Here is a 14,164-nt window from a genome sequence, read left to right on the forward strand (position 1 = left end):
CTTGGCCGGCCCCAATCGCTGGCAAGCCAGCTCCCACAGGGATTGATGCTGTACACAAAAGTTGTGTTCCACCCAAATAGCTGTGGGAGCTGGCTTGCCAGCGATGGGGTCAGTCATGTCACTACAACATCTCGATCAGCTGTCTGAACGCTGCCCCACCAGACTGTCCACCGGTGGCACCCGCGTATCGCTTTCCATCTGCGTATCGTGCTCGATCTGATGACTGAAGCGGTCCAGCGAAGCATTCGCCGGGGCCGCGTCGCTGGCGAAGACCGGCGGGCTCAGGATGTACGCCCCGAGCAAGCGGCTCAGCGCTGCCAGGCTGTCGATGTGCGTACGCTCATAGCCATGAGTCGCATCGCACCCAAAGGCGAGCAGGGCGGTGCGGATGTCGTGGCCGGCGGTCACCGCCGAATGCGCGTCGCTGAAGTAATAACGGAACAGATCACGGCGCACCGGCAACTCGTTTTCACTGGCCAGGCGCAGCAAGTGCCGCGACAGGTGATAGTCGTACGGCCCGCCGGAATCCTGCATCGCCACACTCACGGCGTGTTCGCTGGAGTGCTGCCCCGGTGCGACCGGTGCGATGTCGATGCCGACAAACTCACTGACGTCCCAGGGTAAGGCCGCCGCTGCACCGCTGCCGGTTTCCTCGGTGATGGTGAACAGCGGATGGCAGTCGATCATCAGTTCCTGACCGCTGTCGACGATGGCTTTGAGTGCCGCCAGCAGTGCCGCGACGCCAGCCTTGTCATCGAGGTGACGGGCGCTGATGTGGCCGCTTTCGGTAAATTCCGGCAATGGATCGAACGCCACCACGTCACCGACGTTGATGCCCAGCGACTCGCAATCGGCCCGGGTTGCGCAGTAGGCGTCCAGGCGCAGTTCGACGTGATCCCAACTGATCGGCATCTCGTCAACGGCGGTATTGAACGCATGCCCGGAGGCCATCAGCGGTAACACGCTGCCGCGAATCACACCGTTGTCGGTGAACAGGCTGACGCGACTGCCCTCGGCAAAACGGCTCGACCAGCAGCCGACCGGTGCGAGCGTCAGCCGACCGTTGTCTTTGACCGCGCGCACGGCGGCACCGATGGTGTCCAGGTGCGCGGAAACGGCGCGGTCGGGGCTGTTCTTTTTACCCTTGAGCGTCGCGCGAATGGTGCCGCGGCGAGTCATCTCGAACGGGATGCCGAGCTCCTCCAGACGTTCGGCAACATAGCGCACGATGGTGTCGGTAAACCCGGTGGGGCTGGGAATGGCGAGCATTTCCAGGAGAACTTTTTGCAGATAGTTGAGATCCGGTTCGGGGGTTTGGAGGGTCATGGAAACTCCTGATGGGTTGAGCACATCGATGGTTTCGATGAGGAGGGAGAATGTCTGGCGCCTGATGCGGCCCCTTCGCGAGCAAGCTCGCTCCCACAGGGGAATGCATTTCAAATGTGGGAGCGAGCTTGCTCGCGAAGGCGTCAGTTCCGGCGCCGCATAATCAGGAAACAACCGGCTGACTGTGCGGAAACAACAAATCCACAAAGCGTTCAGCCGTGGGCTGCGGCTCATGGTTGGCGAGACCGGCCCGTTCGTTGGCTTCGATAAACACGTAGTCCGGCTGATCCGCCGCCGGCACCATCAGATCGAGGCCGACCATCGGGATGTCCAGCGCCCGTGCTGCCCGCACTGCTGCGTCGACCAGCGTTGGATGCAGAATCGCCGTGACGTCTTCCAGTGTGCCGCCGGTGTGCAGATTGGCGGTGCGTCTCACGAACAAATGCTCGCCGGCCGGCAAGATGCTGCTGTAGTCGTAACCCGCTGCATGCAGCGTGCGCTGGGTTTCAGCGTCCAGCGGGATTTTGCTTTCGCCGCCCGTGGCCGCTTGCCGGCGTCGGCTCTGGGCTTCGATCAGCGCGCCAATCGAATGCTGACCGTCGCCGATCACTTCGGCCGGTCGACGAATGGCTGCCGCCACCACTTCAAAACCAATCACCAGAATCCGCAGATCCAGACCTTCATGAAAGCTTTCCAACAGCACACGGCTGTCAAACTGCTTCGCTGTTTCGATGGCCTGCTGCACCTCTTCGATGCTCTGCAAATCCACGGCCACGCCCTGACCCTGTTCACCGTCGAGCGGTTTGACCACCACCCGCTGATGCTCATCCAGAAACTCCAGATTGTCGTCAGCGTTGCCTGCCAGTTGCTGCGACGGCAGTTTCAGCCCGGCGGCTTTCAGCACTTTGTGGGTCAGGCTCTTGTCCTGGCACAGGCTCATGCTGATCGCGCTGGTCAGGTCGCTCAACGATTCGCGGCAGCGTACGCGGCGGCCGCCGTGACTGAGCGTGAACAGGCCGGCGTCGGCGTCATCCACCTGCACATCGATGCCACGCCGATGAGCTTCTTCGACGATGATCCGCGCATACGGGTTGAACTGCGCTTCAGGACCCGGGCCGAGAAACAGCGGTTGATTGATGCCGTTCTTGCGCTTGATCGCGAAGGTCGACAGGTTGCGGAAACCAAGTTTGGCGTAGAGGCTTTTCGCCTGACGGTTGTCGTGCAGTACCGACAGATCCAGGTAGCTCAAGCCGCGACTCATGAAGTGTTCGATCAAGTGCCGCACCAGCACTTCGCCGACTCCGGGTCGCGAGCACTGTGGATCAACTGCCAGACACCAGAGACTGCTGCCGTTTTCCGGATCGTTGAACGCCTTGCAATGATTGAGGCCCATGACGCTGCCGATTACCGCGCCGCTGTCCTCGTCCTCGGCCAGCCAGTACACCGGACCGCCCTCATGACGCGGGGTCAGCAACGCGGCGTCGATTGGCAACATGCCGCGCGCCTGATACAGCTGATTGATCGCCTGCCAGTCCGCTTCGCTTTGCGCACGACGAATGCGGAAGCCACGAAACACGCGAGTGGCGGGGCGATAGTCGCTGAACCACAGGCGCAGCGTGTCTGACGGGTCGAGGAATAACTGCGTCGGTTCGAGGCCAAGAATCTGCTGCGGCGCGGCGACGTACAGGGCGATATCACGCTCGCCCGGCTGCTCGTTGAGCAGTTCCTGGGCCAATGATGCAGGGTCGGGAAACGTGTGACCGATCAGCAACCGGCCCCAGCCGCAATGCACGGCAATCGGGGCGGTGTTGAGTTCGCTGCCGTCTTCAGCCAGACGCGCCTGTAATCGTTCATACGACGGTGTCTGGCCGCGTAGCAGGCGTTGGTTGATGGCTGTGGCGTGAGGTTTCATCAATCAGATTCCTTGTTCACTGAGCCACAGGTTCAGGGCTGCCAGTTGCCACAGCTTCGAGCCGCGCAATGGGGTCAGTTGGCCTTGCGGATCAGTCAGCAATTTGTCGAGCATGGCCGGGTTGAACAGGCCGCGATCCTGACTTGGATCGAGCAGCAGTTCGCGCACCCAGCTCAATGTGTCACCTTGCAAATGCTTGAGGCCGGGCACCGGGAAGTAGCCTTTCTTGCGGTCGATCACTTCACTTGGAATGACGCGTCGCGCAGCTTCCTTCAGTACTTGCTTGCCGCCATCGGGCAGCTTGAACTTGCCTGGCACACGGGCCGAGAGTTCAACCAGTCGATAGTCGAGGAACGGCGTGCGCGCTTCCAGACCCCAGGCCATGGTCATGTTGTCGACACGTTTGACCGGGTCATCGACCAGCATCACCGTGCTGTCCAGGCGCAGGGCTTTGTCCACCGCGGCGTCGGCACCGGGCTGGGCGAAATGTTCTTTGACGAAATCCCCGGCAGCGTCATTGGCGGTCAGCCATTTCGGTTGCACAGTGGCAGCGTAGTCGTCGTAGCTACGGTCGAAGAACGCATTGCGATACGCCGCATACGGATCGGCTGCGCCATCCACCTGCGGATACCAGTGGTAACCGGCGAACAACTCATCGGCACCCTGACCGCTCTGCACAACCTTGCAATGCTTGGCGACTTCGCGGGACAGCAGATAGAACGCGATGCAGTCGTGACTGACCATCGGTTCGCTCATCGCGCGGAACGCGGCAGGCAGTTGCTCGATGATCTCTTTCTCGTCGATGCGCAGTTGGTGATGCTGGGTGCCGTAGTGCTTGGCGATCAGATCGGAATACTGGAACTCGTCGCCGCGCTCGCCACCGGCATCCTGAAAACCGATAGAGAAGGTCGACAGGTTTTCCACGCCGACCTCACGCAGCAGGCCTACGAGCATGCTCGAATCGACGCCGCCGGACAGCAACACACCGACATCCACCGCCGCACGTTGACGAATTGCCACGGCTTCGCGGGTGCTGTCGAGCACGCGGTCGACCCAGTCTTCGAGGTTGAGGTTTTTCTCATCCTCGTGTGGACCATAAGGCAGGGTCCACCAGGTTTTCTGCTCGGTGGTGCCATCGGCTTCAACGCGCATCCAGGTCGCTGGCGGCAGTTTTTCAATGCCAGCCAACAACGTGCGCGGCGCCGGTACAACGGCGTGGAAGTTCAGGTAATGATTAAGCGCCACCGGATCGAGGATCGGGTTGATATCGCCACCCTTAAGCAGCGCCGGCAGTGCAGAGGCGAAACGCAAGCGCTGGCCGGTGCGCGACAGGTACAGCGGCTTCACGCCGAGACGGTCACGGGCGATGAACAGACGCTGCGCATCGCGCTCCCAAATGGCGAACGCAAACATGCCGTTGAGTTTCGGCAGCAGTGCTTCGCCCCAAGCGTGATATCCCTTGAGCAACACTTCAGTGTCGCCACCGGAATAGAAGGCATAACCCAGCGCTTCAAGTTCGGCACGCAGTTCCGGAAAGTTGTAGATCGCGCCGTTGAAGGCCAGGGACAAACCCAGTTGACTGTCGATCATCGGCTGCGCCGAGCCGTCCGACAGGTCCATGATTTTCAGGCGACGATGGCCCAGGGCAATCGGCCCTTGGGCATGGAAACCCCACGCGTCAGGGCCGCGAGGGGCCAGGTGATGGGTGATTCTCTCAATGGCTGCAAGGTCTGCAGGTTGATGATCAAAACGTAACTCGCCAGCTAATCCACACATAAAATCCTTACCGGTTTTTCCGTTGGGGAGGGGGTCAAACGCTACCTCGCCAAAGGGCGGGTACTCAGAAACTGACCCGCCCCGGTAAGTGGAGTTTTAGAACGATAAGTTATAAGCATCCCGTTGAGACAAACGGCAGTCACCGTTCGGGCCTGGCGCGTGTGCCGTTCTGGTCAGGTCATGGTTTGTGTTTGTGTGGTGGACGCTCACTTAGCCAACTCCCAACCTCGGTACATGACGCTCGGGCGATAAGCGCTTTTATTGAATGGGTGGATGACTCGCCAATCCAGGAGACTCGGCTTCACTTCATAGGCACTGTCCTTGATCCAGATAAAGTACCTGCTGTTGAAGAGCAGGATCTGCGCACCGCCTTCATAAGGTTGCCCTGAATTCTTCAGTCGGCTTGCCACAACGTCTCGTTGTCGGTAACCGGCCAGATCGCGTTTCCATAGCAAAAAGCATTCATTTTCACGGTCGCCTACCAGCTCGAACGCGTTGAAGTAATCCGGTAAGCGGGTTAGAGCATCGGCGTTTTCTTCGTCTTCAGCCGTCGAGGAAGGGGGCTGCTGGTTTCGCAGCTCCTTGAGATCCAGCAATTGCAGCAGTCCCGCCTTTTTTTCTTTAACTGTCCAGTCTTCTACCCCGGTAAACAATTCGCTTAGCAGAGCTTCCACAGGGGAAGAGCGCAAGCGCGTGCGGAAGGAATAAGTGAGTTGTTCGGACACCGGCGGGCGTGGGTGCAAATGACTATGTGCACGACGATTGGCATGGGTTGGCAGATTGACTTCATTGACGGGCACGGCAATTCGTTTCGTATCGGTAATAAATGTATTCAGGTTCAGGGTGGAAATATGGGCGAACAGGTTTTCGGCCTTCAAATTTGTCAACGTTACATATTCCCTGCCGGACAAATCGATGGTCGATACGCTCCGTTCTTTTCTGTCAACGGTGCCGGTATTCTTTGCTTTCTGTAATTCCTTTAGTTCAGCCAGGCAGGCCGCTTGGTCGACAAGGTTCATCTGGGATGCTAAAAATTTTGGCAGGGGAGTGTCGTGTTGCAGCAGGTATTCGAACTTTCGACGAAAATCCTCCGGAGTGTTGTACACATAAAAGCCCGGTCCCCTGTCATTGGGTACATATAATATGTACTGGTTTTTGGTCGGATCGTTTTTGCTCACTATCAGCATGACCGTGTTGGTGTCGTACTTGCCCAAAAGTTGAACGCTGTAAAACAGGATGCGTTCTTGTTCTGGGACGCTACCATTGGCAATGTCGACTTTTTTATCGGTCAGGTTCTTTAGCGTCGACCAGCTTTCTTCATCGATATCCTTGCTGAAGAATTTGGTGTATGCCGCCAGTTTCAGGTTGAGCATGGCCAGTTGCACGGCATCCGCTCGGGCTTGCGCAGTATTAAACTTTTCCTCAATCATTTTCTGGTATTCGTTGCCTAGATCAAGGCTGCGGCTCAGGGCAGAGAATTCCTCGGCGGTGATTTTCTCCTTGGGAATATCGTCATCAGACAAGTCGCCAGGACTGAACACAATTTCGCTGTCGCTCGAGTAATAATCGGCAGCGGCTTCGGTGTCCGTGAAGTTCAACATGGCAGCCTGCAGCAGGGTAATACTGTAATCCGCCTCATCGCTGGAAGTTTTGGGCTTGAGCTTGATTTTGTGTTTGGCCGTGACCCAAGAAGGGTATTTGGTTCGCATCATCATATTGAGCTTTCGCTTGCAGAAGATGCTGGGTGTCTCGAGTGTTGAAAGTGATTGGTCGACAGCGTTCTGAAGAACAAACGCTTCTTCCAGTGTCGCACGATATTCATCAATCTTGCTTTTGTGCGAAGGCTCAAAGTTGCTCAGCTTTGTGGAAAGGAATTTTTCCACAGGCATTGTTTTGTCCCGATCGGTGATTTTTTCGAAACGGTTGTTGACGGCTACAGGGGCGTGATCGTTATCTGTGAGTGATGTCATGTAAGAAAGCTCAACTATTGGATGTGAAGCTAGCCTACGGATGTTTCATGGATAAATATAACTGCAATATTGAATGGTTTTAGGGCGGGTTTGTGCAAGACTTTGTAAGTTTAATATAGATATGTAGTGCACAATTGTTGTCGGCCTGTGCTGCGTATGATGTATCTGCAATATATCGTTATTGTCAGGTTGCAATTTGGTTTCAAATCGATAGGTTCATTGGCTCCAACCTGCAATAAAGGATTATTGCCATGAAAACCGAAACGGAAAGCTCCGGTCCGCAGCCGCCTGGTCCGAGCAACATTATAAATGTCTTGCTCGAAGCCACCGGCGATCTGGACAGCGCCGAAGCATTGCAAAAAAGCCTGCCTGACAGTTTGCTCAAAGGCTCGGCCTCTACCTTGATCGCTCTCGATCAAACCGCCCGCGACCTTTACACCGTTCAGCTCAGAGTCGAAGAGGATTTGCGCCAGCTCAAACCCTTGCATGATTTCTGTATCAGCGAATTGACCAACGCACTGAGCAGCAGGTGGCCGGCGGTTTTTGATGTTGAAAAAGATCTGTTCAGCCTGCCGGGTTTCGAATGCGGTTGCTCGCCAACCTCGACCGACGAGGCGGGTATCGAAACCTACCCGCATATCACACAAACCCTGCTGCAAGCTGCGATGCAGAACTTCACCAAAGACGAAGAGGCTGACGATTATCCCCCCGGCAGCCAGGTGCGTTTAGTGAGTTCACCCTCGGGGATGGCCGGGTTGACGCCGGCGGCATTTGCAAAATTTTGCCGTGAGCTGGATCTGGGTAAACGTTACCAGGAGCATTTTCAAAACGTGTTCGGCCTCGTCGACAGAGCAGGCAAGGTGGTGGCAACCAGCCCGATGACCCGCGACATCGCTACGATGAAAAAACACCTGTTGCAAATGGACACGCATCTGGCCGGGCTCAAGCAGCACCTCACATCGGCAGGCCTGCAAACGGTACAAAGGCTGATTACCGCTGACGGTGTGATAGCTACGAAAACCCTGCATTACAAGAACCGTCCACTGATCATGCAAGGCATCGAGATACTCGACAGTTGCATCTGGGGCGTCGTGGTGTTTTCCGAGCGCTCGTTCGAGTTGTATCCGCACGAATGGTGCCTGGTGTACATGGCAAACGAGCCCGAACGCCCGTTGTATGAGTACGCGAGTTTTACCGCGTTCAAGCAATACCTCACGCAAAAAATGAGGGCGAAAAGTTACCAGCAATACCTGGCCAACAGCCTTGACGAAGATGACAAGGCGGACTTCTTCAAGACGTTCGCCAAGACCGCCGATCTGGGGCACATCAGGCAGTTGACGATCAGCGTGCCGTTGTTTGAATTCATGGTGCAAAGCCACGTAGGCAAGTTGCAGGTCGATGCGCGCAAACTCGCCGTGCCGACGGCTGATATTGATGAAGACGTGCGCAAAAAACGCCTGCTCGATTATCTCGAACTGGGTGTGACGGTGGCGACGGTTGCGGGTTTGTTCGTTCCCGTTGTCGGGCAGTTGATGATGGGCGTTGCGGTCGGGCAACTGCTGGCGCAGGTGTACGAGGGCGTCGAAGACTGGCAGCGGGGCGATCACCAGGCAGCGCTGGCGCACTTGCTCAGCGTCGCGGAAAACATTGCGCTGATGGGCGTCTTTGTCGGGGGGCAGAAGTTGTTGGGGACGTTGGGACGTAAATTACGGCGGACCCATCCGGAGTTTTTCGGCCAGTTCACCGCCATTCTCGATCCGAAGGGTAAGCCGCGATTGTGGAAACCTGCGCTTCAGGCTTACGAGCATCAATTGCCCGCGGGGTTCACAGTGGCGGAGGACGCCGTGGAGCTGTACCAGATTCGGGACAAAAGCGTTGGTCGTGTCGATAACCAGATCCTGTCCGGTGTTTTCGACCCGGCCACGAAGCGCTGGCAACTCGAACACCCTGCACGCGCCCAGGCCTATTCCCCGGTGCTGGAGCAACACCTTGAGGGAGGCTGGCGACTCCCGGCTGAAGATCCCGAACAATGGAACAGCGCGCCTTACACCCTCAAACGCATCGATCCACGGCTGAGTGAATTCGTCGATAAGGAGCTGGACGTAATGCGGCGACTCGGCGGCTGCACCCATGACGAGTTAAACCGCGCCTATATCGATAATCTGGCGTTGTCCCCCCGGCTGCGCGACACCGTGGAACGCCTTCGGATCGAGCGGCAACTGGATCAACTGATCCGCGAACTGGAGAACGGTGACACTCACTCCGGCCAGCCCTTGCCAGAACAACTGCACGACTTGCCGACACTGCGCAGCTGGCCCACAGATCGTTACATCGAAGTCACCGATGCCGAAGGTGTTGTCAGCGCAACCTATCCGTCCAACGCTTCCCATGATGCTGCGCTGCGTGTGGTGGTCAGCCAGGCACAGCTGCAGGAAGGGCGGTTGCTTGAGACTGTGATCAAGGGGCTGCCCCCCAAAGGGGTTGAAACCCTGCTCGGGGCCAAGGTCAGCGTCGGACGCCAGCGAGAGGCATTGGCGCAGACGCTGGGGGCGAGTTTCAAGGCTGATCGTCGTGGGGTTTTCGACCGCATGTATCAACGCTACGACCAGAGTGACGCTGACGAAGTGAGGAAGTTGCGCAGCATATTTGCAGAGATCCCGGCGCGTTATGCCCAACGTCTGATTGATCAGGCGTCGAGTGTCGACCGTGTACATTTGCGAACGACCGGGCGGGTGTCTCTGCGCTTGGGAAGAAAAGTCCGCAGTGGCATGGCCGCGGTGCGGGTAGATCGCGCGCTGAGCGGGTTCCATGTGCCGCAGGTCGCCAGTCCCGACAGTGAAAAACTGGCCATCCAGTTGTTGCCTCGATTGAGTGGCTGGGATGCCGGGCTGCGTCTGACGGTGCGTGACAGGACATTGACCGGGCCGGTTCTGGAAGCGATCGGCGATGAGTCGGCCTCCCTCTTGAATACGTGCACGCTGGTCAAATCCAGCGCGGGCTATGAAGCGTTCGCCGGCGACGGTGAATCCCTCGGCCGTGTGGCGACAGGCCCCGACAGCCTCTATGCCGCTATCCTCAAGGCACTGCCCCCGCGCCAGCGCATCGCCGCCGGTTTTCCTGACCCTGTCGCCGCCGACAGCGCGCGGCTGCGCGCAAAATTACTCGATGTCGGGCTCGATGAACGTGAGACCTGCGCGCAGATATTGACCGACGGCGAGCTTGCGCCGCGGCTCAGTGAACCTGCCTGCCTTCAGGGCGATTTTGCGCCCGCGACGACGGCGCATCCGCGTGCGTTGCTGCGCAAGGTCACAAAGCTCTACCCGCGATTCTCTGAGGCGCAGGCCACTGCATTTCTCGAGCAACTGGGCGACGACCTGATGACCCGGGCCACTCGAGTGCGGGCGCTGCGTCGTGGCCTGGAGCAACTGCGCGATGTGCTGGAGGTCTGGAGCAATGATCAAGCGGACATCAAGACGCTGGGCGGCGAGCGGCTTGAAGTGCAGCGCAGCCGTTGGTACACCGCTGAATTGATCGAAGACAGTTTTCGGCGGGTCTCCCAGGCGACCGATGAAAGTGGGATATCGCGTTATGTGCTGGGTCTTGACGGGCTTCGTGTTGGGCGATTGCCCGAATTACCCGCCGGTTTAAACTTCGATCATATAAAGAAGCTGTCGCTGCAAAACATGGATCAGGGCGACAACATTGCTTCGTTCCTCAAGTCCTTCAAGCATGTCGAGTCGCTGGAGCTGGACAGTAACAATCTGTCCCGTTTGCCTGAAGTGCTTTCGCACATGCCCGATCTCCGGCGCTTGAGCCTGGCCGACAACCAGATCAAGTTGACTGAGTACACCTTGGCGAAGTTGAGCTACCTGCGTGATCTGCAAAGCCTTAACCTCAATGGCAACCCGCTGGGGGCGACGCCGAACGTGAGCAACATGTTCGACCTGCGTTGCCTGACCCTGCGCGACACTGGCGCGACCGAATTGCCCCTTGGCCTGGCGCGCCTGCCTTCGCTGGAGTGGGTGGATCTGCGTGATAACGCAATCAAGGTTCTGCCCAATTGGTTGTTCAGCACATCGCAACGTTTCAGCAGGGCACTCGATCTTCGAGGTAACCCCTTGTCGTTGAGCAGCCGCACGCATTTGCAGGATTACCGAAATAATGTAGGCATCGGTATGGGCTTTCTGGAGAACGATCTAGTGCGTCTGGACGAGCAGCAGGCGCGAGCATTGTGGTTCACCGATGGCGCGGGTGAAGATTGGGCGCGACGTGACCGGATCTGGGCTGCATTCAATGATGACCCGCGGGCCCAGGGCTTGTTTCATTTAATGGCGGAACTGGGCAGTACCGCCGACTCGCGACGGGTCAATGAAGATATGCGGCGTCGGGTTTGGGAGGTGCTGGAGGCCGCTGAATCCGATGAGACGCTCGGTGATCAGGTCCTGAGCCTGGCCGCCAATCCGATCAACTGCACTGACAGTGCTGCGGTGAACTTCAGCAATCTCGAAGTTGCCGTGGAGGTGAGCCGCGCACGGCGGCTGGCGAAGGGTGGGAATAGCGTAAAACCTTTGCTTGCCCTAGGCCGGGGCCTGTTTCGGCTGGACAAACTGGATCAGATTGCCCGTGAACATGCGCTCATCCACACGGCTGCCGATCCGCTGGAGGTAACCCTGGCATATCGTATCGGGCTTGCCGAAGAACTGGCGCTCCCGGGTCAGCCGGAACACATGCTGTTCAGCGGATTGGGCCAGGTCACTGAAGCGGATCTGACAGTGGCGAAGGACAGGGTGATTACCGCTGAACTGTCTTCCGAATGGCTGACTTTCATGGTGCGCCAGCCGTTCTGGTGCGAGTACCTCAAGCGAACAATTCCCCGACAATTCGCCAGCCTCGATGAGGTTTTCATGCCCGCCATGGAAAAGCTGTTCGAAAACGAGAGCAAGCTGTCCTCCGCCGACTACCTGATCCAGATGGACGCGATCAAGCTCAAGCGCGAGCAGGCCGAAGAGGCGGTGCTCAAGCGCCTGACCAACGACGCGATACGCCTGGTGGATCTGGGCATCTGTGCGATGCCCGAGGTGTAACGGTCATTTGCCGCGAATCAGTTGGCGTAATGCAAAACGATTGGGATGACAGGCCTCGGCCACGCTGCGTGGTACCGGCAACGGCTCATTGTCCAGCCACGCGGCGAGCAACTCACCCGACAGCGGCGCGGTGATCAGTCCGCGCGAGCCGTGGCCGCTGTTGACGTACAGACCGTCGAGCCAAGGGCAGGTGATGTCCGGCACTTGTCGGGCATCCTTGCTCAGCGCGGCATACGCCTGAGTGAAGTCTTCACGGTCGGCGAGCGGGCCGACAATCGGCAAATAATCCGGACTGGTGCAACGAAAGGCTGCGCGCCCCTCAAGGTCTTCAGCATTGAGTTCGTTGATGGCCAGACGGGCAACCAGGTCGCTGGAGATCTCTTCAAGCATCGCCAGATTGCCCAGGTGTTCGGCAGTGGTCGGGGTCAGGTCATCGCTATTGAAATCGAAGCTGGCACCGAGGGTATGTTCGCCCAGTCGCGCGGGCGCAACGTAGCCTTCGGCGCACACCACGGTGGACAACGCCTGGCTTTGCACTGTTTGCGCGAGGCGAGTGATCTGACCGCGAATGCGCTTGAGCGGTAGCTCGGCACTTTGGGCGAAACGCTTGATCTCGGCAGCGCCGGCCAGCACCACGACCGGCGCGCTGGCGAGCAAATGGTCGCCGTCGAAGGCTTGCCACTGGTCATCGACCCTGCGCAGTTCGACAGCCTCCTGATGGCTGAGCAATTTGATCCTCGGATGCGTCGCTTGTGCCTGGCACAGCGCGGGCGGGTGCACCCAACCCCCGTCGGGATAGTACAACCCGCCATGGGCCAGACCGACACCGGCGCGGGTTTGCGCCTCGGGCTGTTCGAGCCACTGCAGCAGATCTTCGGGGAACGCGGCGGCCAATTGCGCGTGGCGTTCGGCTTCCTTGGCGTTGAACGCCAGTTGCAGCACGCCGCAATCGTCCCAGTCGGTGCCGCGTTGCAGGGTTTCAAGCAAGCGTCGGGTGTAGCCGAAACCGCTGACGATCAGTTGCGACAGCGCGGTGCCATGGGCAGACAGTTTCAAATACAGCACGCCCTGGGGATTGCCCGAGGCTTCTTGTGCAACGCCAGCATGGCGCTCCAGCACACTCACTTGCCAGCCGCGTGACGCGAGGCTGGCCGCCGTGGCGCAGCCGGCCAGACCGGCGCCGATCACCAGCGCTCGCCGCTCACCGGTCAATGGCCTCGGGCGCGCGAACCAGGGTTTCTCGGCGGCGGGCGGCGCAACGCCTTCGGGCCAGCCGAGGAACTCACCCCGCAGGATTTCCCATTTGTGGCCGATGCCCGGCGTGCGCTTCATCTTGAACCCGGCGGCATTGAGCAAGCGCCGTACCCAACCGGTGCTGGTGAAGGTGCTGATGGTCGAGCCGGGCGCCGCCAGACGTGCCAGTTCGGCAAACAGTTCGGCCGTCCACATGTCGGGGTTTCTTGCCGGAGCGAAGCCGTCGAGGAACCACGCATCGACCTGGGCATCGAGCTGCGGCAATTGCTCAAGGGCATCGCCGATCAGCAGTGTCAGTGTGACGCGACCATCGGCCAGTGTGATGCGCTGGAAGCCCTGATGAATGGCCACATAATGCTTCAACAGCTGATCGGCCAGCGGCTTGAGTTCCGGCCACAGGGCCAGCGCACGGTGCAGATCCGCCGGGCTCAAGGGGTACTTTTCGACACTGACAAACTGCAGCTGTGCACCTGCCACGGCATGCTGTTCGAACACTTGCCAGGCGCAGAGAAAATTCAACCCGGTGCCGAACCCGGTTTCGCCGATAACCAGTCGTCCACCTGCCGGCAGTGCCGCAAAACGCTCAGCCAGACGGTTCTGTTCAAGGAACACATAACGGGTTTCATCGAGCCCCGACTGATCGGAAAAGTACACGTCATCGAAGACACGTGAACGCGGGCGTCCGTTTTCATCCCAGTCGAGTTGGGCGTGGGGCGATACAGGTTTCATGGCAGGCTCGGCAACGACAAGGCGGCCATTCTAGCCGATCAGGCGCAGGGCGCTTGATCCATGGCAATTGGCTTTTTGACGGAATCCCGGAAGATCGCGGTCCTCCATAATCA

6 protein-coding genes are annotated in these 14,164 nt (G+C 58.6%); 1 reads left to right on the forward strand and 5 read right to left on the reverse strand.

The genetic code is table 11. The annotated features are described in order from the left end of the window. Nucleotides 1-135 precede the first annotated feature (135 nt). The 4 genes from AB4P91_RS13700 to AB4P91_RS13715 all read right to left on the reverse strand — a co-directional run bounded on the left by AB4P91_RS13700 (nt 136) and on the right by AB4P91_RS13715 (nt 6,984). Entirely contained in the window at nt 136-1,326 is a 1,191-nt protein-coding gene (locus AB4P91_RS13700) for an osmoprotectant NAGGN system M42 family peptidase (RefSeq protein ID WP_150596250.1), read from the reverse strand. Between the two features lie 163 nt (nt 1,327-1,489). Further along, nucleotides 1,490-3,238 (reverse strand): N-acetylglutaminylglutamine synthetase, encoded by a 1,749-nt coding sequence (ngg, locus tag AB4P91_RS13705; protein WP_150593077.1) that lies wholly within the window; start codon nt 3,236-3,238, stop codon nt 1,490-1,492. 3 nt (nt 3,239-3,241) lie between these two features. Continuing rightward, nucleotides 3,242-5,014, reverse strand: a complete 1,773-nt coding sequence (locus AB4P91_RS13710) for an N-acetylglutaminylglutamine amidotransferase (RefSeq protein WP_042560385.1) — start codon at nt 5,012-5,014, stop codon at nt 3,242-3,244. Between the two features lie 206 nt (nt 5,015-5,220). Then, a complete protein-coding gene (locus AB4P91_RS13715; protein ID WP_395602997.1) occupies nt 5,221-6,984 on the reverse strand; it encodes a dermonecrotic toxin domain-containing protein in 1,764 nt (587 codons plus the stop codon). 251 nt (nt 6,985-7,235) lie between these two features. Between AB4P91_RS13715 and AB4P91_RS13720 the strand changes: the two genes are divergently transcribed. Further along, a complete protein-coding gene (locus tag AB4P91_RS13720) occupies nt 7,236-12,068 on the forward strand; it encodes an NEL-type E3 ubiquitin ligase domain-containing protein (RefSeq protein WP_395602998.1) in 4,833 nt (1,610 codons plus the stop codon). Between the two features lie 3 nt (nt 12,069-12,071). Here AB4P91_RS13720 and mnmC read toward each other — a convergent pair whose 3' ends face one another. Further along, complete coding sequence (gene mnmC / locus AB4P91_RS13725) at nt 12,072-14,051, reverse strand: bifunctional tRNA (5-methylaminomethyl-2-thiouridine)(34)-methyltransferase MnmD/FAD-dependent 5-carboxymethylaminomethyl-2-thiouridine(34) oxidoreductase MnmC (RefSeq protein ID WP_395602999.1); 1,980 nt, start codon at nt 14,049-14,051, stop codon at nt 12,072-12,074. Nucleotides 14,052-14,164: the final 113 nt, after the last annotated feature.

It is taken from the genome of Pseudomonas sp. B21128 (genome assembly GCF_044218865.1).
Taxonomy (GTDB): domain Bacteria; phylum Pseudomonadota; class Gammaproteobacteria; order Pseudomonadales; family Pseudomonadaceae; genus Aquipseudomonas; species Aquipseudomonas iridis.

Excerpts from the sequence above, each read along its gene's own strand:
- AB4P91_RS13720 (WP_395602998.1), top strand. The coding sequence starts at position 7,236 with ATGAAAACCGAAACGGAAAGCTCCGGTCCGCAGCCGCCTGGTCCGAGC.
- ngg (WP_150593077.1), bottom strand. The coding sequence starts at position 3,238 with ATGAAACCTCACGCCACAGCCATCAACCAACGCCTGCTACGCGGCCAG.
- mnmC (WP_395602999.1), bottom strand. The coding sequence starts at position 14,051 with ATGAAACCTGTATCGCCCCACGCCCAACTCGACTGGGATGAAAACGGA.
- AB4P91_RS13700 (WP_150596250.1), bottom strand. The coding sequence starts at position 1,326 with ATGACCCTCCAAACCCCCGAACCGGATCTCAACTATCTGCAAAAAGTT.
- AB4P91_RS13710 (WP_042560385.1), bottom strand. The coding sequence starts at position 5,014 with ATGTGTGGATTAGCTGGCGAGTTACGTTTTGATCATCAACCTGCAGAC.
- AB4P91_RS13715 (WP_395602997.1), bottom strand. The coding sequence starts at position 6,984 with ATGACATCACTCACAGATAACGATCACGCCCCTGTAGCCGTCAACAAC.